This is a genomic window from Larkinella sp. C7, assembly GCF_006149005.1.
In the GTDB taxonomy this organism is placed as follows: Bacteria; Bacteroidota; Bacteroidia; order Cytophagales; family Spirosomataceae; genus Larkinella.
In genome coordinates, this window is sequence record NZ_VBSL01000014.1 from 110628 (window position 1) to 132505 (window position 21878).

Below are 21878 nucleotides of genomic sequence, written 5' to 3' on the forward strand. Positions count from 1 at the left end.
CAAGCAGCTGGCTGCTTGGGCAGAATTGATGCACGACCTAGCAGGCCGCCTATTATTATTTGATGGTTTCGGTGGTTTTGCCACAGGTTAACATCTGTGCCCCGAAGTATGGATTTTTTATGGCCGGTATCTGGCTGAGCCAGTTGGCCCCTTTACCCTCTTTGGCCATTGGGCAATGCTGGTAATAAACCGTTTCAGAGGGCTTTGCCGATTTGATGAGCTGATACATACTGTCTGAAAGCGAAGAAAAATGATCTCTCTGGTGGCCTATATCCTTGGTTTCAGAAATATGGTCGGCATCAAAATCAAGGTCTTTCATTACTTTCATCCAGATTAAATGCTGCTGTGAACCGAGCTGCTCCATTTTTACCGCTTTGATAGCTTTGACAAGACGGGTAGCATTTGATGAGGCGGCATTGCCGTCGGAATTTACCAAGGCATCTTTAACGGCATAATAGGCCTCCAAAACAGGTTGCAACGGATCGGCGTCGGCAGCTTTCTGTGAACTCGCCACAGCACCGTGCTGATGTTCTGGCATTTTTTTCTCTGCCAAGACTTCATTTTTGACGGTCCGCTCATAGTTGCAGCAATCCGCAAGTTTTGCGTAAGCATCAGCAGGGGCTAAATAGCTTTGATTATCATATCCCGCCAGCGCAACCTTTTTAAGAACCGCATCAATCGACGTTTTCTTGTTGTCGTAGGTGACCAAGGCCATTTTTGTATCCTTGTCCCAGCTGGCTCTAGAAATGTTTTTTTGAAATGCGGCTGCTTCAATGCCTTCCTTGCACAGGGCACATGATCCCGAAATTTTTACATTTTCTGTGGATGTATTTTTTATCTCTGCCGGTGACAGAAAGGAGGATAGCAATAACACGACGGCTATCAATATTTTTATTGATTTCATTTGATTAAACTTAAACTGTTGGTAATAAATTGATCACTCGAAAGCAGGGATACTTTCGAGAAGACGCACTTGTGGCGTCATGCAACTTAACAGCTTATGTTTGGAGGCATCCAAAGCGATAGGTATACCGGTTTGGGAGTAGAGTCTTTGTAAAACCAGACATTAGCCTGACTGATTGTAAAAACAGGATTTTGAAGGAGTCCGGTTTGAGGGGTGTTCAATGCAAACACCGAAGCCGAATGAGCGCAGTCACAGCCGGAGCTGCTGCCATTATGCTCACACATTTCCTTTTTTCCACCGTGCTTCTGGTGGTGATTAGGACGGTCACAACAGGTTTTTTTGTTGGAAGCGTGTTTTGTTTCAGTCTTCACGCAACTATGCTTAGTGCCACAGGCATAACTGTACCCTACCGGCAGGACCAGTAAGCAAGTCATCATCAGTAGCCTAAAAACATACCCTCTCATACGGAACCATACGGTTTTCAACGTTACAAAGATTGCGGATCACTTGACATTATTAGTACATAATTGCGGAAATAACTTACATAATTATGGACTTTTCAATTTTGGAAGAGTACTAGTGGCTACGGTCCGCCGTTCGATTGCACACCTGAATCTCAGACGGACGAGGTACGTAAAACAGCTAACAAAGACTGAAAATGGATAAGGTTGCCGCAAATAGCCGCCCTATTAAAATCAGTTATCCCCGGACAAAAAGCCAGTCTAAGTTGTGCAACAACCACGGGCGTTTAATGAGACACGATAGTCTTTGCGGTATGCAAGATGATGCTCAGGGAGTCGACACTTCCGTTCTCAATACCTTTTTCAAAATCCTGACCGTCCTGGCCCATCGTGTTGGTCAGGTGCGCATAGCAAATCACTTTTTTGTTTTTCGCCATAGCAAACGCATAAAGGGCGGCAGCTTCCATTTCAACGGAAATAACGCCCTGTGTTTTTGCCAATTCTATGGCGGTTTTCGTTTCCCGGTAAGGCGCGTCAGTGGTCCAGCTTCTTCCAACTTCAACCATCAAGGCATTACCGGCGAACGAATTAATCAGTTTTTGCTTTAATACTGGATTGAGCGCTGCGGTCTGGTCAGCGGGAAGATAATGATAGCTTGTTCCTTCATCCCGTAAGGCACTTTCGATCAGGATAAATTTTGTTTCTTTTGCGGGAGTCTGGATAATCCCCGCCGAAGTAATACTGATCAGCAACTCACAACCTGATACAAACATCTGTTCTGCCAATAGGACGGCATAGGAAGCACCCACGGCGCAGCCTACAATCCCAAAATTCAATCCCCCGAACCAAGCATTATAGAGCGTTGAATGATAACAGGCCCAATGGGGGTCCACGTGGCATAGGCCGTTTTTGATCAGGTAGGATACGATATCTCCGTCCGGGTCCAAGACACAGGCAGCGGGTATTTGGCCGGCAGGGATCTGTTTTTGTCTTCGGGCTTCCCGCAACAGGTTTTCAGCCCAAAAAACGGATGGCTCATTAAACCCCTTCCCTGAAATAATGGTCAGCTTCACGATCTCACTGATTTTAGGCTGGCAGATTTAATAATGCGCATTCAAACTGGTTAAATGCGCAAGTTAACTTTTGAGAATTTAACGATCAGTGGGCGGCATTGGCATTGATAAATTGGGAAATTGCTGGACCCATGTCAACCACCTGAAGGAAAGGAAATTGTTTTTTCAGGAGGCTGGCCGCCGCGGCTGACCGGTAACCCGAACCGCAGTGAATCAGTACCGGTTTGGCTGTCGGGATCTGGGATAAGCGGCTCTCTAATTCGTGCAGCGGAATATTCAGGCTATTCTTGAAAACAGGTTGGTTCTTTGCTTCCTTCTCGGTCCGTACGTCCAGGTAAGTGTATTTATTCTCTTCCGGACGGAAGGTATTTTTGTCAAAAGAAGCCAACTTATTTCCGTTGGCAGCATCATACAAAAACGTCCCCAGGACATTGATTTCGTATCCAATGGAAGCGGCTTTTTTCAGCGCCGTTTGCAAGCCGGCGTCATCGGCGGCAATCAGATAAAACTTTGATTCCGGCGCAATCAGGCTGCCTAGCCAGGTCTCCATGGAACCCGTAGCGGGAATGTTGATGGCTCCGGCGATATAAGATGCCTGGAAAGCCTGGGAAGGACGAGTATCAATGATCAATGCCCCGCTTTCCGGCTGGTAGTTTTTCGGCCAGTGTTTGATCCTGGCCAGACTCGGCTTGAAGGCCGGTGCTCCCTGGTTATTCAGGTGAACATCGTGCGCAAAATATTTAGGGATGAACGGCTGATCACTCAACAACACACTGACGAATTCGGCCTTCGTCCGTTTTTCAAACGCATAATTGCTTTGCTTCTCATAGCCAATCGTCGAACTGGTAGCCTTCCGGATCGATTTTCCGCAGAGCGAACCAGCCCCATGTGAAGGATAAACAATGACATCGTCGTCCAATTTGGCAAACTTCTGATGAATGGTATCATACATCATTTCAGCCAGATTTTTTCGTTGCCTGTCACTTTCGCTGGAATAGTCCAATAGGTCGGGACGTCCAACGTCACCCAGAAACAGCGAGTCACCGCTGAACACTATCTTATCTTTCCCTTCCGCATACAAAACCGCTGCAATGTGGTCAGGGGCATGTCCGGGGGTGAACAGGGACCTGAGACCAACCTGATCCGTTAGCTTAATGACCTGGCCTTCGTCGAAAGCAGTGAACGGATAATTGGACTTCGTTAAACTGCTGGCATAAATGGGGACATTCAGGTTTTGGTGGATTTCCAGGTGTGAGCTGACGAAATCAGCATGAGGGTGGGTTTCAATGATGCCAACAATTGAAGCCCCATTCTTCTTGGCAAAGTCGTAGTACACGTCTGGATTCCTCTGCGGATCAATCAAGATGACTTTCTGACCGGCCATCACCGCATAGGAGAAATGCGCCAATCCTTTGTCTTCGAATTGCTCCACCGTATAAGTAGCCGGGCTTTGCAGCGCTTTTCCCATCGATTTAAAATTGCTGGCTAACGAGACAACGCCCACACTAGCGAGGTTAATGATGAAATTTCTTCTTTCCATCGGTTAATTCATATTTGAATAAATTGATTTCTAAAAACGGACGGTGATGGGATTGATAAAGCTATCCTAAGACTATTCGTGAGTCAAACTTACTCAATCTGCACGGTTGACAAAGCAAAAGTACGAGACATATTCAATTATTCAATAATTCTATTGAATAATTGAATAACAACATTACCTTTGTCCCATTCAAAAAGCATCACTATGCAGAAACAGGAATTTAAAACCCGAATCTACACCGAACTAGCGTCCCTGGCGAAAGCGATGGCCCATCCTTTTCGTCTTCAAATCATTGATTTGTTAGCCCAGGGGAGCCGGACAGTCGAGGAGATTTCCGACCAACTGGCGATTAGTATCGCCAACACCTCCCAGCACCTGCAAGTACTCAAAGGGGCGAATCTGGTTAGCCTACACAAAGAAGGGCACTACGCCCATTATCGACTGGCCAACCAGCAGGTGTACACCGCCTGGCAGTCTCTGCGAGATTTGGGCATCGACCGGATGGCCCAGATCGAGCGTACGCTGCGGGAGTTTCGGGAAGAAAGAAATTCGTTTCACTCCGTTTCGATTGATGAACTGCTGCAAAAGATTGACCAGGACAATGTACTGATCCTGGACGTTCGGCCTGAAAAGGAATATAAAGCGGGTCATATTCCTCAAGCTTTGTCCGTACCGATCGACCAATTAGCCCAACGCATTGTCGATCTGCCGTTTGGGAAAGAAGTAGTCGTTTATTGCCGGGGTCCCTTTTGTGTATTTGCCGATGAAGCGGTTGAAGTACTACAGCAACACCGGATTATGGCTTCTCGCCTGGAAGAAGGTTTCCCGGATTGGGCGGCCCTCGGATTCCCCTTTCAAAAAACAATGCAGACTACCTAACTATGAAAGACGATAGCATCACCGCAAACGAACTTCAGCATTTTCTGGATAATAACCGTCCGGTTTATATCCTGGATGTTCGGCCTAAAGAGCAACGGGAAGAATGGCATATTGCTGAAAGTGACCACGTAGATGCTTATAGTGCCTTAAATAATGGGGATGCTTCGGTATTTGATTCAATGGACCTGCCAGACGATAGGCCCATTGTTACGGTTTGTGCAGCCGGTCGAACGAGTCAGCTAGCCGCAGACGCACTCCGCCAGAAAGACCATGAGGTCTATTCGTTGGAAGGTGGCATGAAAGCCTGGAGTACGGCCTGGAATACCGCGCTCATTCCTACGAATAACGACCACGTAACGATTCTACAAATTCGGCGCACCGGCAAAGGGTGCCTTTCGTATATGATTGCCTCTCAAGGAGAAGCCTTAGTCATTGATGCTTCCCTGGATGAGCGGGTCTATTTTGGTTTAGCGTACATGCATCAATGGCAGATTCGTTATGTACTGGACACGCACCTGCACGCCGATCATTTGTCCCGTTCTCGCCAGCTAGCTCAGCGAACCGGGGCCAGACTGTTGCTTCCAGCTTCGGACAAATTTCAGTTTTCTTACGAACCCATCACTGAGCAAACCCGCCTTCCGTTGGGAACGACTACCTTACGGGCCATCCCAACGCCGGGTCATACCCTGGAAAGCGTTTGCTATCTGCTCAATGAGGATACCTTGTTTACGGGCGACACGTTGTTTGTGGATAGTGTCGGTCGGCCTGATCTAAAAGCGGCTCCCGCTGAGTTGATGCAAAAAGCCTCACTACTCTACCAATCGGTTCATCGTCTATTGGCTTTCCCGGCGGCCACGCAGATTTTGCCAGGGCACTCCTCCCAGCCTATTCCTTTCGATGGGCAGCCTATCCTAACGACTCTTGGCCAGCTGGCTCATCGCTTGTCCTGGCTGGCCCTACCGGAGTCCGAGTTTATCGACCGGATACTCGACCATATCCCCCCCACTCCACCCAATTACCTGACCATCAGTGAACTGAACCAACAGGGTAAATTTGCCACCATTGATCCGGTGGAAGTGGAAGCCGGGGCGAATCATTGTGCCATCCGCTAAACTGAATACCTGTGAAAAGCAATCCATCGGCTCCCTTGGCACTGGGCCTTCGCCAAAACTGGGCACAGTTTACCTTATTGGTCGTTGTTAATGTGTGTGTGGGTGGCATGGTGGGGTTGGAGCGAACCCTGGTGCCTTTGGTGGGAACACAGGAATTCGGCATCGGCTCGGATTTGGTGGTATTTTCCTTCATCATTGCCTTTGGAGTCGTCAAAGCCTGTACCAATTTGATTTCCGGCGTGTTAGCGGATCGGTACACGCGCAAGAAAGTACTCATTCTGGGCTGGCTGATGGGGATTCCAGTACCGTTTCTATTGGCATGGGGGCCAAGCTGGAACTGGATTATTCTGGCCAATTGCTTATTAGGGGTAAGCCAGGGACTGGCCTGGTCGATGACCGTCAACATGAAAATTGACCTGGTAGGCCCCTCCAAACGCGGGTTTGCAATGGGCCTCAATGAAGCGGCTGGCTATGGATCGGTGGGCCTGACGGCGTTAGGGACGGGTTACCTAGCCGTTCAGTACGGGCTACGACCGCAACCCTTCTATCTGGGCTTCTTCTTCACGCTGGCCGGTCTACTCCTGTCAGTGGTAGCGATTAAAGATACGAAAGCCTATACCCAACTGGAGTCTACGCAGGGATTAACCAAAGAGGACAATGGAGTGGACCATCAACCGACTTTAGCCTGGGTATTCAGCCAAACCAGTTGGCAAAACAAAAATCTATTCGCCGTCTCCCAGGCGGGGCTGATCAATAACCTCAATGATGGCATGTCGTGGGGGGTTTTTCCCCTGCTGTTTACAGCCGCCGGTGTTAATCTGGAAGGTGTTGGTTGGATCAAAGCTGTCTATCCGGTCGTTTGGGGCGTTGGTCAGCTCGTCACCGGCCCCCTGGCGGATCGGGTGGGCCGAAAACCACTCATCGTTTGGGGCATGCTCCTACAAGCGGTGGCGCACGGGTTGATTGGTCTGGGTGTTCTCCCCGCTCTTTGGTCGGGCCTCATTGGCTCAACACTCCTTGGTCTGGGGACTGCGATGGTTTATCCGGCTTTACTGGCGGCTGTCAGCGACGCGGCTCCCCCGCTTTGGCGGGCTTCGGCCCTGGGGGTATATCGATTCTGGCGGGATATGGGCTATGCCATTGGGGCTTTGATGGCGGGGTTGGTGGCGGCTTGGCTGGGACTGATCTGGGCGGTTCACGCGGCCGGACTGCTCACGCTCTGGTCGGGCCTGTTAGCCTGGCTGCGCTTACAGGAAACCCGGCCTACCTCCTTGGGTCGCACATCCAATAAGGCCCTGATACTTCGACGGGCCCGCAGAACAGCCGCATCCTAAACAGTTCACCAATGGCGTAAAACAGCATCACGGCCACGGCTTCCGGGTATTCTGGATGGCAAAGGAGCCCAGGGTCGCCAGCCCCATCAGGAAAAATTCGGTAAATACCTCCCCGCGAAGGATGTGCTCCACGCCCGCTTGAGCACGGGCCAGACATCGGGTATGTCGTGGCAAACTGATCCAACGCGATACCTCCGGCGTCCCGGCGATAATTTCGAGCATTTGCAACCCATATAGGTAATACCAGGTTTAAGTATACTGCATTAGCCAGGGCAAGCTAGTTACACGATTGTGATCAGTGGTTCGCCGTCTTGTGGTTTTAACCAACCCAAACTATGGAAATGATGGCCTTGATTCGAAAGTTTCCGTTCAAAATTAATACAACTTTCCTCGGCAACGGCGACCAGCAAACCACCGCTGGTCTGGGGATCGGCCAGAATATATTTTTGCCCTTCGGTCAGGGGGCCAACTTTATGTCCGTAGCTATTCCAGTTGCGCTGGGTTCCACCCGGAAAGCAACCCTGATCTAGATAGTAGGGCAACGAATCCATGACGGGTACCTTGTCAAATTCGATCACGGCCGATAAGCCGCTGCCTTCGCAGAGTTCAGAAAGATGGCCAAGCAAGCCAAACCCAGTCACATCCGTCATCGCTTTGACGCAGTCGAGTTGCCCGAATACTTCGCCCAGCTTGTTTAGCGTGACCATACTTTGTAGTGCGATAGCCGCATCCTGTGGTAACAGCAGCCCTTTTTTCTGGGCCGTGGATAAAATACCCACACCCAAAGGTTTGGTTAGATATAACCGGCAAGCCGCTGTTGCCGTTGAATTTTGTTTGAGGTGCTGGATGTTAACTAAGCCGTTGACCGCCAAGCCGAAAACGGGTTCGGGGCAATCAATGCTATGCCCCCCGGCCAGGGTGATGCCCGCTTCGGCGCAAATCGCCCGGGACCCTTCCAGGACTTTTTGGGCGACTTGGGGCGGAAGCTTATCAATGGGCCAACCTAGTATGGCGATGGCCAGCACAGGTTTACCCCCCATGGCGTAGACGTCACTGATGGCATTAGCGGATGCGATGCGGCCAAAGTCATAGGCATCATCCACGATGGGCATAAAAAAATCGGTGGTCGAGATCAGCGCCGTCCCATTCCCCAAATCCAGCACGGCAGCATCATCCCGTTTGTCATTTCCGACCAGCAGGCGCGAATCGAACCGGGGTGCCAGCGGGCTATGCAGGATTTGATCCAGAATGGCTGGGCTAATCTTACAGCCGCAACCGGCACCGTGCGAATAGTGCGTGAGTTTAATCGGTGATCCATTCATTCGATGATGAGCCTGCTTTCGGTTCAAAAATAGTGGCGGTAAACGTTAAAAGTTGGCGGGCATGGCTGGCCACACTCGGGCTGGTAATGTCCACCGAAAATAGCCTGTTGGTCGTGCGCTGGCTTAACGCCGTACGGTAGGTTTTGTCATAGTAAACCAGGACCAGCCGGATAAAATCTTCCATTCGGTTTTCCCGAATGGCCGCAATGGCGCGTGTGGTTTGCTGCGGCCCGAGCCGCTTATGGATTCTCTCGGTAGAGGCTATTAGGAAATCCTTATCCAGTCCACCATATTCCTCAACCAGAGCGGTAATGCGTTGCGCTAAATCAACCTTTAGTTCAATTAAAATGGCGTCCCGCATCTGATACCAGAACGGGTTCGGGATGGAAAGTTTGCCGATGTTCAGGCTTTCGTCCTCCACCCAGATGGTCCGCTGGGGATCTAGATTTTTTAATCCATCCGCCAGATTGTTTTCAAACTGTTCCTGAGTTGGCTGCACCAGTTTATTCATCGTTCCGAAAGAAGAGCCCTGGTGCTGGGCCAGGTTTTCCAGATCGATCACCTGTTCTCCCATGGTCTGGAGTTGGTGCAGAATTTTCGTTTTTCCCGAACCGGTCATACCGCCGATGATCCAAAGCGGATAGGGCGCTGCAAACTGACCACGTACCCAGCTTCGGTATTGTTTATAGCCTCCTTCAATCAGGTAAACGTCAAATCCATAGAGATCCAGTGCCCAGGCCATAGCACCACTCCGCATACCACCCCGCCAGCAATGAACCCCGATCTTTTTATTGGGTGCAATCACCAGTGCCTGCCGGATAAATCCCGACCACTTTGAACCGGTCAGATCGAAGCCCAGTAAAATAGCTTCTTCACGCCCAATTTGCTTATAAGTCGTGCCGACCTGTACCCGTTGCTGGTTGCTAAATAAGGGCAGGTTGAATGCGCCCGGGATATGGCCCTGGGCGAATTCAGCCGGGGTTCTGACATCAGCCAGCGCCATTCCATTTTTTAATCCCAGGAAATCGCTGATAGGTATGTTTTTGATCATTCGTATGGCTTGCAAACGTACGATCCGTCAAAGAGAAGATCGGCAAGACGGACCAAAAAACTCTGACTTAGTAGCCGCATTCAAAAATAAGGTCATTATATGCGCTGGTTTGACAACCTGAAGGTAGTGGGAAATAATCCAGTTAAGGTAACTCGCCAACAAAATTAACCAAATGGAGTAGTTCTGACCTTCAGGGTCGCGGCTGGTTTGCCCGGGCTAGCGTGGGTGGTTCTCTTTTAAGGAAGAGCCGGAAAATTTTTGAAAAATCGAGGAATGCTGCCACTGGTAGTGGTCGCTACTGAACCGTTGCTCGTCGAGAGCGAGATGTGCGATTTTTGGATAGTCACGGACGATTTGAAACGGGTTCAAGTTTTTCTTTTTCAGGCACCAGGCCATTTAAAAAGAAATAAAAAGAGCCAAATGCACCGAAAAGTCGATCAAGCCTAGTCGCAACCGTTCATAAACTTGCTATAAAATTCATGAACTAGTGGACCCCATTATAAAACTTCCCAAAAAACCGGTATCTTACTGACTCTTAGGCCCTATCCAGTGACTGCACTACACTCGATCCGTCGACCGTTAGCGAGCCTGCTCTTCGCGTTTTATGCGTTGATCCTGTTTAATAACGTCTTTTTCCAGCACGCCCATCGGCTGGCGGACGGACGAATTATTGTGCACGCTCACCCCTATTGGCCAACGAAAGGGAACTGTCCTTACCTGCCAAACAATCACACCCGAAACGAGCTGACCTTACTGCAATCGTTCAGCCACGTCAGCTACCTTCCGTACGATTTTCTTCAGTTTGTGATCACTCCGTGGGTGACCGACACGACTATCCTTCGGCTTTTTCAGTATGCAGCCAGCCGTTGGGCACCTGTTTTCTTCACTTTTTCACCGCGAGGTCCTCCGATTCTCTAATTCAGTTTTTCGATCTACTGCTGGACCTTATCTGCATCCTTTTCTGGTGTGGCAAAAAGCCACGTCCTGAGTTGAGGTGGTCCAGACCATTTTGCTGTACCCGGGCAAAAGTCACTCCCGCTTTGTCCGCACTTACCACTATAGCCTGGTTATCCAGTACTCGTATCAAGGGAGAATACCTTATATCGACTCTTTATGAAAACCCTATCCGTTTTGCTCATCTTGAGCAGCCTGTTCTGGTTGGTCAGTGCCTGTGATGCCCTGCTGCCCGGAACACCGGCCGACGACCAATTACTTGACGGTCCGATCGGCGATTTGACTCCCGAACAAAATGCGCAGTTTCTGCGGGGCGATGTCGCCTTCAATAACGAAGTTTTTACGGCGGCCACTGGCCTGGGACCTACTTTCGTGGCCACCTCCTGCGGGAGTTGCCATGCCGGTGATGGGAAAGGTCACCCGTTTACCACCCTGACCCGTTTCGGTCAGATTGATGAAACGGGAAATACATTTATGCAGATGGGGGGGCCACAGCTCCAGAACCGGGCCATTGGCGGACATACGCCGGAAATGATTCCTGCCGGAGCCACCTCTTCTAAATTTACGCCACCAGCCAATACCGGCCTGGGATTATTGGGAGCCTTATCGGACGATCAGATACTGGCCAATGCCGATCCTAATGACCAGGATGGCGACGGTATTTCTGGGGTCCCCAACTGGATCGATGCACCAGTTTATTTTCGGCCCCAAGGGTTTCATAAGCCGCAGACAACGGTTAGCCAGTCAACGCGTTACATCGGACGTTTTGGAAAAAAAGCAGCCGCTGTGGATCTACTGCACCAGACCGTCAACGCCTATAAACAGGATATGGGTATTACCAGCGATTTCGACCCCGTCGATCCGATCAATTACGCGGTATCCGGACAAGCGGGCGACGGTGTTCCCGATCCGGAAGTACCGGGTTCGCGGATCAACGATGTAGTTTTTTACCTGCGGACGCTGCGCGTACCGGTTCAACGCAATGCCGGTGATGCCAACGTGATAGCAGGTAAGCAATTGTTCGTGCAGATTGGTTGCGCCAAATGCCATACGCCGGAGTGGACGACGCCCCAATCGGACGTGGCCGTCTTGTCCAAAAAAACGTTTGCCCCCTACACGGATTTACTGCTGCACGACATGGGTAAGGGGCTAGACGATGGGTATACCGAAGGCACGGCCAAAACCGCCGAGTGGCGAACTCCTCCGCTTTGGGGACTCGGTTTATCGAAAAACTCACAGGGTGGGCAGGAATATCTGTTGCACGACGGCCGGGCCCGGTCGGTAGACGATGCCATCCGTCTACACGGTGGTGAAGCCGCCAAAACCATTGAACGCTACGGCCAACTCGGTGCCGATGATCGTTCAAAACTCCTCCAATTTCTTAATTCACTATAAGCACTCCTAATTGAACCTTCCTATGCAATCAACTCGTACCATCGACCGCCTGACTTTTCTGAAATCCTGTGGTGCCACCTGCGCCGGTCTCATCGGCCTTTCGCTGTTCACGGCGGGTTGTAAAAGCGTGTATTACGCCCAACTCCCGGTTTTAAACGGCAAAATTATCCAGATCAACCGCAAGGAATTTGAAGCCGTTTCCAAAAAAGGCGAAGTCAGCATCCGTCCGTTTATTTTGGTGGAACTCAAAGGCCAGTCGCACCCGATCTACCTGTATCGCCGAAGTGCCGAGGAATACACGGCAGTTTTGATGAAGTGTACCCACCAGGGAAATGAACTCAACGCGCACGATGGTCACCTGACCTGCCCGGCGCACGGCAGTGAATATGACAGCAACGGTAAGGTCACCGAAGGTCCCGCCGAGAAAAATCTGACCGCTTACCGCGTCACCACCGACCCCCAAACTATTTTTATCTACATCGGCTAACCATGAAAACCATTTTACGGCTTATAGTCGGGCTACTGGCGTGGAGCGTGTCGTGGGCTCAGACTGATACGACAAAAACGAACCCAGGGGCACTTGATCAGTTGTTTGGCCGGGATACGACACTGCAAACCGCTAATGATGTTCAGCTCAAACTGAATATGGACGCCACGTATGACCGACCGTTTCTGTCGGTGGGCAAATCGCCCGTGTCGGTCGGTGGCTATCTAGAGGCCAATACACAATACATGCAGACGGACGGCGTCACCGAAGGGCTTTCGTTTCAGATGCGCCGGATGACGATATTCCTGGCTTCGACGATTAACCGGCGGATCAAATTTTTGACGGAACTGGAATTCGAAGACGGAACCAAAGAGATCAACATCGAATTTGCGGCTTTGGACATCGAACTAAATCCGATGCTGAACCTGCGTGGGGGCATCATCATGAACCCCATCGGATCGTTCAACCAAAACCACGATGGCCCCAAGTGGGAGTTCATCGACCGGCCACTTTCCTCGACAACCATTATTCCTTCCACCTGGAGTAACGTCGGATTCGGAATCTATGGGAAAGTGTACCGACGCAACTGGGTTTGGGCTTACGAAGGCTACGTGACCAATGGGTTTGATGACCGGATCATTGTCAACGGTGAAAACCGTACCTGGCTCCCCGCCACCAAAGCCAACGAGGACCGCTTTGAAGAAAGTTTCAACGGGGTACCCATGGTTACGCTGAAAACCGCTCTGAAACGCCGTCGGGTTGGTGAGATCGGCATTTCGTGGATGGGCGGGGTGTTTAACAAATTTCAGGACGATGGTCTGGTACTGGACAAACGCCGTCACGTCGATGTATTGGCAATCGATTTCAACAGCGTTTTGCCCACCAAAACGGTTATCAATGGCGAATGGTGCTGGGCTAGCGTTGACGTGCCGACCACGTTTTCCCAGCAATTTGGGCGGATGCAACAGGGCGGCTGGCTGGATGTGGTTCATCCGATCGTCAGACGCCGGGTTTTTGGCTGGAACACTGCCGTGCTGAGCCTCGCGCTGCGGGTCGAACGGGTAGATTACAATGTCGGGAAGTTCACGGAAACCAACGACCCCATTTTCGATGAACTCTGGTCGGTGGTACCGGGAATCAGCTTCCGGCCTTCACCCACAACGGTCATCCGGGCTAATTATCGCTACCTCTGGCACACGGATTTATTAGGCAACCCACCCGCCCGAACCGCTGGGTTTCAATTCGGCTTTTCGACGTATTTCTAAAATCAGCACGCCCGAAGGATACTCCTTCGGGCTTATTTCCCGGTTGCTACACCATCAATCCTGTCAGATTTATAAGTTTGCAGATTAACTATATGCTGTTCATTAGGATATTATATGAAAGCACTTCTGTTCTTTGCGGTATGCATAACATCCTGTCAACGTGTATCGTTTCATTCCTCTTCCCATTGGTGCGAGAACCCGGTTGAACAATTGAGTTGGCTCCATCAACTTGTGGACAATGTTCAGGCGTATGCCGAGCGGGCTGGTTGGGAAATGCACCAGAATCGGTACAAAGGTCGTGAAGTATTTGTCCTGTACCTGATTATGCCAAGGTCTGAAAAAAGCACATTTGTCATGTACAGTCACCACGGTGAGATTCTCCACCAAGGTCCCTTGGCGCAGAGTACAATCCTGCTAAAATGGGAAGAAGACCGCTTATTAATTGGAGCTAATGGAAAGTTAAATTACAGGTAAGCATGCCATTTGGGATGGCGACATCGATACTCTAACCAATGATTGCAATGGCAGAGAGGTACATTTGTTCCAAAGCAAAAGTGTCAAGCGAAAAAAGATCCCATCGGTCTGGACTTCTGCATTTTGAAAATACGGATACCACAGAGTCGGATCACACCAAAAGTTACACAAATTGCATCAGCGCTTTTTCAGTTATGCGGGGAGGTCAGGTGCAAATTGGACTATTTGGTCCGTAACCACTGAAACGGGCTAAGCGTTCATTATACAGATCGAGGGCAGCATCGCTACCGTTACCCTCCTTTAATCTCTGTTGAATCATTTCCCGTCGTCTATCTTTCTGCTGAGTCGCAACAAGCTCAAAGCCTAATTCACTATTAATCCACTCCATGGACTTATCCAATTCGGTCGCTTGATTGACAATTTCTATAAAAATGGATGCCGCCACGTCAAGATTACCTACTGTAATCCAAAGGCGACCCAAGGTTGTCGCGTATCTGGTAAAGCACCTATAGTTTAGGTCAACCGGATGGTCATTAACAAGCTGCTTAATGATGAGTTTAGCTTCTTCCTGGTTGATGGGTCTAGGTTTATCCTTAGTACGGTTCATTTTGAATGTTCATATTCTTTCCCTTGGTGGTTCGTAATCTACTTACGCTGGTGGTTTAGCTGCTTAAATTCTTCCCATTGCTGCCATTGGCTTTATCAGGCATCTCAAAAGATTCATTTCTAAAAAGCATGAAGGAAAAAATCAGCGTCTCATTCAAACTGTAGGTCCAATAGATTCCATGTCTCAGCTTGTATGACTAAAACTGATTCTTGTAAACCGGCAAACATTGGTTTGAACGGAACTACAATCTGTAAATCTATTTATGAATGTCCGAACATTTCCCCTTTCAGGAAGTTATGGATCAACAACAAAACCTGTTTTATAAAATGGCTCACGATCATCACAAAGAAGCTGCTTACCACTTTGGGGAAGCCGCCAAGCACCACCAGAAAGCCCAACAATTGCACGAATCGGGCGACCACGAGCAGGAAGCCCACGAAGCGTATCAAGCCTACGGTCACCATAACCTGGCGGATCATCATGCGAGTGCCGCTGCCGAACACCACGCGGAAGGGCATGATAAAACCCACAGCGATCCCATTGATTAACCTGCTGGAATGTTCATGAAACAGGGCAGAAAGCCTACCCTGTTTCATGAACGTAAATCGCTTAGCCGCTTCTAACTAGGAAAATGGATGAACACTTTCATGCTCTGGCTACACCATTAGTCAACTTGTAAGGAGAGGGCATGCGCTATTCTCACGACAGGATAATCTTTGCCTTTGTATCGACCGGGCGTTTTATCAATTTGCTCGGTTTCCACAATATACAATCCTGGTCCTGACGAGGTAAAGTGGGCCGTTCCATCATCACCTGTGGTAAGGGTCTTTTCCCAGCCCTTTGGGTTCAATACGGTCAGTTTGGTTTTCGCCAATGGCTGTTGCCGTGCGTAAACAGTTAACATCAGCTGCCCACCTTCATTCCGGGCCAATATGTCCAGATCAGTTTGTGGCTTTGTCTCGTTAGCCGATCTTCCATTGCCAACCAGATAGTTGGCGCGGAGATACGCGATCGGGCGCAAAATGCCCAGACCGTGTGAAGTCAGATCCTGCACTTCGCGGGTGTCGTTTACCCCGAACACCTGGTAAAAACCCGCATCGGTGGGTGTAAACCGACCTTCCCAGCAGGTCTGAGTTTGAACGAGTGGTATAGTCAGCTGCTTCCCGGATGGGTCAATAACATAAGCCCGAAAATCTTTCATTCCAGACAGCCGAACGCCCTGTTCGCGGAGGTTATTTTCGTATTCGCCAAAAAACATTTTCACTTTCACTTCGGAACCTACTTTGCCGGTACCGTCCAGTTCGAGCCAGTAGCCGTGTGCGGTAACTAAAAAGGGGAGAAGAAACAACAAGCCCGTAATTAAACAGTTTTTCATGGTTATAATTGATGGAATTAAGTGAATATTAAATTTTGTACCCCTGTTGTATTCAGTATTGGCCAACTTAACTTGGCTAATACGGCCAAAAGCGTCCGCCTTATCCACCCTTACCAGGACTACCTATTCGCTCGACGCTTGAATCGGCGGGGTGATCGCTTAACCGGTATACTACCAAACCAAATGCACAGGCGGTATAGGCACCATCCCATCACGGCCAGTGTAACGGCCAAACCAAATAAAGCTTTTATCGCCTGAAGGGTCTGGTGCATAATCAGGCGATCATTTTATGGTCTTTATACCACGCATCGGCGATCAACCAGGCGATTGTTTCAATGATATACGGGTAGGCTGAAAATTTTGCCCGTTTCAAGTGATTCTGGCGAAATTCCTTATCAATCTGTGGTAGTAGTGTTGTCTTCATAAAAATAAACAAAAGGCTTCGCTACAATAGACTGGAAACGGTATTAATACTCAAGGCAATAATGAGCGTATTAAACAGGAAAGAGAGCACGCCGTGCAAAAGCGTCAGCCGTCGGATTCGCTGGGAGGTAACGGTTACATCAGAGACCTGACACGTCATGCCCACGACAAACGAAAAGTAAGCGAAGTCCAGGTAATCAGGCGGTACTTTGCCCGGAAAGTCCAGGCCGCCTACCTGGCGGGTATCCTTGGCGTCGTAGTAGTAAAGGTGGGCGTAGTGCATCGTGAAAATACTGTGAATGAGCGTCCAGGCACTAACCACCGTAAAACCGGATAGCACGACGTGCCGGGAGGCTTCTGATGGAGCTACTTGGTTTAAAGAACCAAGCAGTACCACCACGGCAAACAGACTAATCAAAGCGGCTCCGATCGTAAAAAGAAAGATAGCGACCCGACTATTGTCTTCCCGTTGCGCCATTTGTCGTGCATCCGCCCATCCAATGATGTACCAGACAAAGCCCAACACGGTCAGGGCATACCCCAAACACGATAGCAGGAATCGCGTCTGCCAGATAAACCATTCTCCGGTTAGAATCCAGATCAGTATACCAATGACAAGAGCAATTAGCAACCGGTAAAAAGCAGTCAGGGCCGGTCGGCGGTTCGGTTTTTTCTTCATGGCAACAAAAAGTCAGGGGAAATAGGATGAGGCTATATGCCAACTTTACGTTTGATCGTGATCCGATTAGGCTGATGAACCCTCCACAAACCAATCCCAGGCGACTGTCTTCTGGTCCAGGGTGAAGACCCGTAATTCGGCTCGAAAAATGGCCTCCATAACGGGACGGATGAGCGATAGGGTATCCACCGTACCGACCAGGGTGATGCGGGCAAAATCGGCCGTTACCGTCCCATCGAACGGCAAATCCTTCCATTGCCCATCGGGTTTCCAGCCTCGAAAGTAGTCCATCTCCCAATAGAGACGGGCCGTATCGGAACTGTGCAGGGCCGTATCTAAAAGCGGCCGCAGATCGGTATAATCATCGGTCGTAATGTAATCGGCAACACGCAGAGCCAGCCGACCAGGTTCATTGAATAAAATGCGCGTACATAAGCAATCGTTCAACAAGGGCAGCGCCATCAGGCCACCATACCCAGGATTAAAAAAAGTAAGAAGCCCGCAAAAAAGGTTGCTGTCAACCACGGCTTTTCCGGCCCCTCATGGGCTTCGACCAGCAATTCTTCGGTAACGAGAAATAGCAAAGCCGCCAGACCAAAGGACAAGACAATATCCAGGCCCGTTTCGGGTAAATTATGCAGCAGGGTTGCCCCGCCTACGGTACTGGCAAAAAAAAGTGCCGACAAACCCAGCAGCAAGCCAATGATTCGCTGACGGGACATGTTAGCCTCCGACAGGGAAGTGGCGGTAGCCAGTCCCAGCGATAGTACCTCGACGCCCAGCGCCAACGCCAGCAAAATGCCCTCTTTCGCCCCGGCCGCGAAGCCGATCCCCAGCAGTAGCCCGTCAATAAAAATATCCACGCCGATGGTCAGTAAAAACGCTACCGAAAACGACGGAACTGACTGTCCGCGGGGGACAGTAGTGCTATTCGTTACTCCATCGCCGGGGGAGACTTCCCCCGGCGGTTCGGTCAGTCGGCGTATCAGCAACATCAGCCCAATTCCCATTCCAAATCCAACTACGGTCAGGAGTGGATCATGCAAGCGCACCACGTCGGGCAGAATTTCAACGGCTACCACCGAGAAGACGACCCCGGCCGCAAAATGCAGAATAGCCGATCGCGCCTGCAGGCCAAAGCGAATAAACAGAGCCAGCAGGCCCCCACCCGTTAAAGCCAGCGTTGGCAACAGGGCGTACGTGATAATTTGTTGAAACAGAGGAGTCATGGCCGTTCGTCAGATGGGTATCGAAACAGTAAATAAGACACAATTCCCTCTTTATCGTGGTCATACGTGCCATGCCCAATTCGGTAGGCTCCGTTCGCCCCTTTCTGCCAACCCACTTTTTGCAATTCAGCCTCTACTTTCTGATGAATGCCGAAAACGGAGCCATAGATATGAATGGCGACCGTTCCTAACGGATCAAACTTGGCAGGAAGATCGCGCTCCAGCAGAAAGATTCGTACGGTAACGGAATCCGACGGCCCCTGCACACCCGCCGAACGTTGAATGGGCTGAAACTGCGAGGTTGTACACCCGGCCGTTAGGAGAACCAAACTGAACACATAACCTCCTTTGATCAGGATCTTCATTTGCGTGCGTCGTTTAGCATCCTTTCCGGGTTGGTCGTATAGTACAATCGAATCAGGAAATCCACGGGTTCCTGATGCTCCGGTATGGTACTTTTACCACCGGTTCGGTTTACCGCAATTAGTAGGCTCTCCCAAACGGCAAAATCTCGTTCGATCACCGCTACCTGGGGGCTATCGGGACGAGCGAAGCTCGACAATTCTTCACGCCACAGGACCAGGCCCGCTTCGTCCACGACTGCCAGTGACAGAGCCGAATCGGAAGCAAACGGCTGTTCATTTTCCGACACCAACCGGATAATCCGTACCGCCTGGATGTTGTCGCGGGCGTGGAAGTGAACCCGGTCGCCCCAGGGCGTTAGCAGAACGCTGTCTTCCTTGCTCATTTTTTTTGCTGATAGGCTAACAGGCGCAACGCATTAAAAACGACCACCAGCGTAGATCCTTCGTGGGCGATCACGGCTGGTCCTATTCGGGCAATACCCAAAATAGTAAGCGGAATCAGTACGCCAACCACTCCTAAGCTGATGTACAGATTCTGCCGGATAATGCGCCGGGCGGCCCGACTCAATCCAATTGCAAAAGGTAATTTCTCCAGCTGATCGCCCAGCAGGGCAATGTCGGCCGTTTCCAAAGCAACGTCCGAACCGGCCGCTCCCATGGCAATACCAACGGTGCTTTTAGCCATGGCCGGCGCGTCATTGACGCCGTCACCCACCATCGCTACTTTGCCTTCCTGTTCACGCAGTTTTTGAACCGCCTGCACCTTGGCTTCCGGTAGTAAATCACCCTGCGCGTCCGTCAGCCCAACCTGTTTAGCAATGGCATCGGCTACCCGCTGGTTGTCGCCGGTGAGCATAATCATGCGCCGGATGCCCAGCGCCTTCAAATCGGACAGCGTACGCTGCGCTTCGGGGCGGGGGGTGTCCATGACCCCCACTATTCCCAAAAAGGTTTCACCCTGCCTTACGATCATGGCCGTGTTTCCGTCCGCTTCCAACTGGTCAGCTCGCCCGCGCACGGCTTCGGTTAGCGTTTTCTGTTCCTCAAACAACGCTTTGTTTCCAATAAAAATGGGCTGGCCATCCACCTCGGCCTGCAATCCGCGACCGGTTAACGCTTTAATATTTTTAACCTCAGGCAGTGGTTTATCGCCTATTTTTTCCTTGCCGCCCTGGACAATGGCCGACGCCAGGGGATGATCACTTTGGATCTCCACGGCCACCGCCAAGGTCAATAGTTGCTCCTCCGTTCCGGATAGAATAAGTACCTGCGTGAGTTTGGGTTTGCCCTGGGTCAGTGTACCCGTCTTGTCAAAGGCAACGGCCGTCAGCTCACCCAGATCCTCCAGTGGTCTTCCGCCCTTGATCAGTACACCCTCGCGAGCCGCCCGCGCAACGCCACTCAGCACGGCTGAAGGGGTGGATATAGCCAGGGCACAAGGGCTGGCGGCTACGAGCACGGCCATCGCCCGGTAAAAACTGACGGAAAAAGGTTCATCAATCACCAGATAGGCAAAACACAGGGCCACCACCAGGATGAGCACGGCGGGAACGAACCAGCGCTCAAAGCGGTCGGTAAACTGTTGCGTGGGCGACTGCTGGGATTCGGCTTCGTTGACGAGTTTGATAAGCCGGGCCAGGGTAGAATCCTGGGCGGCTTTGCTCACCTTAATTTCCAGGACACTGGTCCCGTTGATGGTCCCGGCAAAAACCCGGCTTTCGGGCTTCGCACGGGCCGGATCGGCATTCGCATCGGATAAGGCCACTTTGTCGACCGGGACGCTTTCGCCCGTAATGGGGGCTTGGTTGACCGATCCACTTCCCTTGACAACAACTCCGTCGGCCGCAATTTTGCTATTCGGTTTGACGATGATAATGTCCCCAACCAGCAGCGCACTAATGTCGACTTCCTCGGTGTTGCCATTTCGCCGGACGGTCGCCGTCTTGGCACTTAAATCGGCCAAAGCAGCAATGGACTTGCGGGCGCGGTTCATGGCGTAGTGTTCCAGGGCATGACCAATACTGAAGAGGGCTAATAGCAAGGCTCCTTCTGCCCATTCGCCCAGAAAACCCGCGCCTGCTGCCGCGACCAGCATGAGAAAGTCAATCTCAAATTTACCCTGTCGGATGGTTTCGACGGCTTCCTTGGCCGTAAAGAATCCGCCGAAAAAATAGGCCAGACCGTAGAGGCTCAGGCTAACCCAGGGTGGCAGGCCGGCCACAAACGATAGTCCGAAGCCGCTGCCCAGACAGACGGCGCACAGACCGGCAAAAATCAGTTCCGTGTTGGGGCCAAAGATACCGCCGTGCTCGTGATTATGCCCATCGCCCGGCGTATGAGCCTGGGCCTCACCACCAGAGGCTTTTTTATTATCTTCGTGGGAGTGACTATGTTTTTCACCCGGGGCGTGCTGATGCTCCTGGTGAGGATGACCGTGTTGATCAGCCGGAGCCGGTGGGAGATCTTTTTCGTTGGTAGGAGCATCGCTTTGTTGATTCCCCTGAGCAGGGGTATTGTTCTGAATTAACCGGTCCAATAATTCCGTTAATTGAATCTCTTGCTGGTCGAACTCCACATGAATCGCTCCCGATGCGGAAACGGCGGCTTCCAGTACCCCGGGCCAGCGTCCAATTTGTTCCGACACGGTACGGGCGTGTCGGGCATGACGGATGCCCGACAAATACCCCACGAAATGACCGTACCGCTGGGTAATGTCAGCCCCGGCCTGCCGGGCCAGTGTCTGCACGCGGTCAAGTGAAATGATTCGAGGATCGTAATGAATACAAAGCTGGCTCCCGTTGGGTTGATCCTCTTCCGCTAACCGGACGTGAACTTTGTCAATGCCGGGTCGATCCTCCAGCAGATCCATTAACCGCTGAACACACTGATCCCGCGCGTCGGGTAAGTCCGGCAGCAGTACGGGCAAATCAAGTTGTAGTTTTTCCATGA

Annotated in this window: 20 protein-coding genes and 2 pseudogenes; 7 read left to right on the forward strand and 15 right to left on the reverse strand. The window is 50.9% G+C overall.

Annotated elements, in window-relative coordinates; genetic code table 11:
• Positions 1-55: 55 nt before the first annotated feature.
• From FH871_RS25645 to FH871_RS25655, 3 genes are all read right to left on the reverse strand, one after another.
• Positions 56-904, reverse strand: coding sequence for a DUF3347 domain-containing protein (locus tag FH871_RS25645; protein ID WP_138994275.1), 849 nt, complete (start codon positions 902-904; stop codon positions 56-58).
• Between the two features lie 748 nt (positions 905-1652).
• Positions 1653-2438, reverse strand: a complete 786-nt coding sequence (locus FH871_RS25650; protein WP_229317561.1) for a nucleoside phosphorylase — start codon at positions 2436-2438, stop codon at positions 1653-1655.
• Positions 2439-2523: 85 nt separating this feature from the next.
• Positions 2524-3978, reverse strand: a complete 1455-nt coding sequence (locus tag FH871_RS25655) for a rhodanese-like domain-containing protein (protein ID WP_138994277.1) — start codon at positions 3976-3978, stop codon at positions 2524-2526.
• 204 nt (positions 3979-4182) lie between these two features.
• Here FH871_RS25655 and FH871_RS25660 point away from each other — a divergent pair, with 204 nt between their 5' ends.
• The 3 genes and pseudogenes from FH871_RS25660 to FH871_RS25670 all read left to right on the forward strand — a co-directional run.
• Positions 4183-4857, forward strand: coding sequence for a metalloregulator ArsR/SmtB family transcription factor (locus FH871_RS25660; protein WP_138994278.1), 675 nt, complete (start codon positions 4183-4185; stop codon positions 4855-4857).
• 2 nt (positions 4858-4859) lie between these two features.
• The gene (locus FH871_RS25665) at positions 4860-5969 is read left to right on the forward strand and encodes an MBL fold metallo-hydrolase (RefSeq protein WP_212768265.1); all 1110 of its coding nucleotides are present in this window, start codon (positions 4860-4862) and stop codon (positions 5967-5969) included.
• A gap of 107 nt (positions 5970-6076) precedes the next feature.
• Positions 6077-7201 (forward strand): annotated as a pseudogene (locus tag FH871_RS25670) (MFS transporter); the annotation flags it as partial.
• A 32-nt stretch (positions 7202-7233) separates the two neighbouring features.
• On the opposite strand, the pseudogene FH871_RS33825 reads toward FH871_RS25670, so the two are convergent.
• The 3 genes and pseudogenes from FH871_RS33825 to mnmH form a co-directional block, all read right to left on the reverse strand.
• A pseudogene (locus FH871_RS33825) lies at positions 7234-7455 on the reverse strand (heavy metal translocating P-type ATPase); the annotation flags it as partial.
• Positions 7456-7584: 129 nt separating this feature from the next.
• Positions 7585-8625 (reverse strand): selenide, water dikinase SelD, encoded by a 1041-nt coding sequence (gene selD / locus FH871_RS25675; protein ID WP_138994279.1) that lies wholly within the window; start codon positions 8623-8625, stop codon positions 7585-7587.
• A complete protein-coding gene (gene mnmH, locus FH871_RS25680) occupies positions 8606-9676 on the reverse strand; it encodes a tRNA 2-selenouridine(34) synthase MnmH (protein WP_138994280.1) in 1071 nt (356 codons plus the stop codon). The genes selD and mnmH overlap by 20 nt, the downstream gene beginning before the upstream one ends.
• Before the next feature lie 1113 nt (positions 9677-10789).
• Between mnmH and FH871_RS25685 the strand changes: the two genes are divergently transcribed.
• From FH871_RS25685 to FH871_RS25695, 3 genes are read left to right on the forward strand one after another with little or no spacing between them, the layout of a single operon-like run.
• Positions 10790-12025 (forward strand): di-heme oxidoredictase family protein, encoded by a 1236-nt coding sequence (locus FH871_RS25685; protein ID WP_138994281.1) that lies wholly within the window; start codon positions 10790-10792, stop codon positions 12023-12025.
• A 22-nt stretch (positions 12026-12047) separates the two neighbouring features.
• Positions 12048-12512 carry a ubiquinol-cytochrome c reductase iron-sulfur subunit gene (locus tag FH871_RS25690; RefSeq protein ID WP_138994282.1) on the forward strand — a complete coding sequence of 155 codons (465 nt, stop codon included), beginning with the start codon at positions 12048-12050 and terminating at the stop codon, positions 12510-12512.
• 2 nt (positions 12513-12514) lie between these two features.
• Entirely contained in the window at positions 12515-13777 is a 1263-nt protein-coding gene (locus FH871_RS25695; protein WP_138994283.1) for a hypothetical protein, read from the forward strand.
• Between the two features lie 679 nt (positions 13778-14456).
• Here the strand turns inward: FH871_RS25695 and FH871_RS25700 are convergent.
• Positions 14457-14858, reverse strand: coding sequence for a hypothetical protein (locus FH871_RS25700; RefSeq protein ID WP_138994284.1), 402 nt, complete (start codon positions 14856-14858; stop codon positions 14457-14459).
• A gap of 296 nt (positions 14859-15154) precedes the next feature.
• Here FH871_RS25700 and FH871_RS25705 point away from each other — a divergent pair, with 296 nt between their 5' ends.
• Positions 15155-15406 carry a hypothetical protein gene (locus FH871_RS25705; protein ID WP_229317563.1) on the forward strand — a complete coding sequence of 84 codons (252 nt, stop codon included), beginning with the start codon at positions 15155-15157 and terminating at the stop codon, positions 15404-15406.
• Positions 15407-15522: 116 nt separating this feature from the next.
• On the opposite strand, the gene FH871_RS25710 is transcribed toward FH871_RS25705, so the two are convergent.
• The 8 genes from FH871_RS25710 to FH871_RS25740 form a co-directional block, all read right to left on the reverse strand.
• Positions 15523-16341 carry a nickel transport complex, NikM subunit,transmembrane gene (locus FH871_RS25710; RefSeq protein WP_229317565.1) on the reverse strand — a complete coding sequence of 273 codons (819 nt, stop codon included), beginning with the start codon at positions 16339-16341 and terminating at the stop codon, positions 15523-15525.
• A 166-nt stretch (positions 16342-16507) separates the two neighbouring features.
• Positions 16508-16657, reverse strand: coding sequence for a hypothetical protein (locus tag FH871_RS33500; protein WP_212768266.1), 150 nt, complete (start codon positions 16655-16657; stop codon positions 16508-16510).
• Positions 16658-16678: 21 nt separating this feature from the next.
• Positions 16679-17335 carry a DUF1345 domain-containing protein gene (locus tag FH871_RS25715; RefSeq protein ID WP_138994285.1) on the reverse strand — a complete coding sequence of 219 codons (657 nt, stop codon included), beginning with the start codon at positions 17333-17335 and terminating at the stop codon, positions 16679-16681.
• A gap of 66 nt (positions 17336-17401) precedes the next feature.
• Positions 17402-17797 carry an STAS/SEC14 domain-containing protein gene (locus tag FH871_RS25720; protein WP_138994286.1) on the reverse strand — a complete coding sequence of 132 codons (396 nt, stop codon included), beginning with the start codon at positions 17795-17797 and terminating at the stop codon, positions 17402-17404.
• The gene (locus tag FH871_RS25725; RefSeq protein ID WP_138994287.1) at positions 17797-18564 is read right to left on the reverse strand and encodes a ZIP family metal transporter; all 768 of its coding nucleotides are present in this window, start codon (positions 18562-18564) and stop codon (positions 17797-17799) included. Before FH871_RS25725 ends, FH871_RS25720 begins: the two co-directional genes overlap by 1 nt.
• A complete protein-coding gene (locus FH871_RS25730; RefSeq protein WP_138994288.1) occupies positions 18561-18929 on the reverse strand; it encodes a hypothetical protein in 369 nt (122 codons plus the stop codon). Before FH871_RS25730 ends, FH871_RS25725 begins: the two co-directional genes overlap by 4 nt.
• On the reverse strand, positions 18926-19312 hold the full coding sequence (locus tag FH871_RS25735; protein ID WP_138994289.1) for a hypothetical protein: 387 nt from the start codon (positions 19310-19312) through the stop codon (positions 18926-18928). Before FH871_RS25735 ends, FH871_RS25730 begins: the two co-directional genes overlap by 4 nt.
• A complete protein-coding gene (locus tag FH871_RS25740) occupies positions 19309-21876 on the reverse strand; it encodes a heavy metal translocating P-type ATPase (RefSeq protein ID WP_138994290.1) in 2568 nt (855 codons plus the stop codon). The genes FH871_RS25735 and FH871_RS25740 overlap by 4 nt, the downstream gene beginning before the upstream one ends.
• Positions 21877-21878: the final 2 nt, after the last annotated feature.

Excerpts from the sequence above, each read along its gene's own strand:
- FH871_RS25730 (WP_138994288.1), bottom strand. The coding sequence starts at position 18,929 with ATGAAGATCCTGATCAAAGGAGGTTATGTGTTCAGTTTGGTTCTCCTA.
- FH871_RS25655 (WP_138994277.1), bottom strand. The coding sequence starts at position 3,978 with ATGGAAAGAAGAAATTTCATCATTAACCTCGCTAGTGTGGGCGTTGTC.
- FH871_RS25740 (WP_138994290.1), bottom strand. The coding sequence starts at position 21,876 with ATGGAAAAACTACAACTTGATTTGCCCGTACTGCTGCCGGACTTACCC.
- FH871_RS25715 (WP_138994285.1), bottom strand. The coding sequence starts at position 17,335 with ATGAAGAAAAAACCGAACCGCCGACCGGCCCTGACTGCTTTTTACCGG.
- FH871_RS25645 (WP_138994275.1), bottom strand. The coding sequence starts at position 904 with ATGAAATCAATAAAAATATTGATAGCCGTCGTGTTATTGCTATCCTCC.
- FH871_RS25660 (WP_138994278.1), top strand. The coding sequence starts at position 4,183 with ATGCAGAAACAGGAATTTAAAACCCGAATCTACACCGAACTAGCGTCC.
- FH871_RS25665 (WP_212768265.1), top strand. The coding sequence starts at position 4,860 with ATGAAAGACGATAGCATCACCGCAAACGAACTTCAGCATTTTCTGGAT.
- FH871_RS25735 (WP_138994289.1), bottom strand. The coding sequence starts at position 19,312 with ATGAGCAAGGAAGACAGCGTTCTGCTAACGCCCTGGGGCGACCGGGTT.
- FH871_RS25705 (WP_229317563.1), top strand. The coding sequence starts at position 15,155 with ATGGATCAACAACAAAACCTGTTTTATAAAATGGCTCACGATCATCAC.
- FH871_RS25725 (WP_138994287.1), bottom strand. The coding sequence starts at position 18,564 with ATGACTCCTCTGTTTCAACAAATTATCACGTACGCCCTGTTGCCAACG.
- mnmH (WP_138994280.1), bottom strand. The coding sequence starts at position 9,676 with ATGATCAAAAACATACCTATCAGCGATTTCCTGGGATTAAAAAATGGA.
- FH871_RS25685 (WP_138994281.1), top strand. The coding sequence starts at position 10,790 with ATGAAAACCCTATCCGTTTTGCTCATCTTGAGCAGCCTGTTCTGGTTG.
- FH871_RS25690 (WP_138994282.1), top strand. The coding sequence starts at position 12,048 with ATGCAATCAACTCGTACCATCGACCGCCTGACTTTTCTGAAATCCTGT.
- FH871_RS25700 (WP_138994284.1), bottom strand. The coding sequence starts at position 14,858 with ATGAACCGTACTAAGGATAAACCTAGACCCATCAACCAGGAAGAAGCT.
- FH871_RS25695 (WP_138994283.1), top strand. The coding sequence starts at position 12,515 with ATGAAAACCATTTTACGGCTTATAGTCGGGCTACTGGCGTGGAGCGTG.
- FH871_RS33500 (WP_212768266.1), bottom strand. The coding sequence starts at position 16,657 with ATGAAGACAACACTACTACCACAGATTGATAAGGAATTTCGCCAGAAT.
- FH871_RS25720 (WP_138994286.1), bottom strand. The coding sequence starts at position 17,797 with ATGGCGCTGCCCTTGTTGAACGATTGCTTATGTACGCGCATTTTATTC.
- selD (WP_138994279.1), bottom strand. The coding sequence starts at position 8,625 with ATGAATGGATCACCGATTAAACTCACGCACTATTCGCACGGTGCCGGT.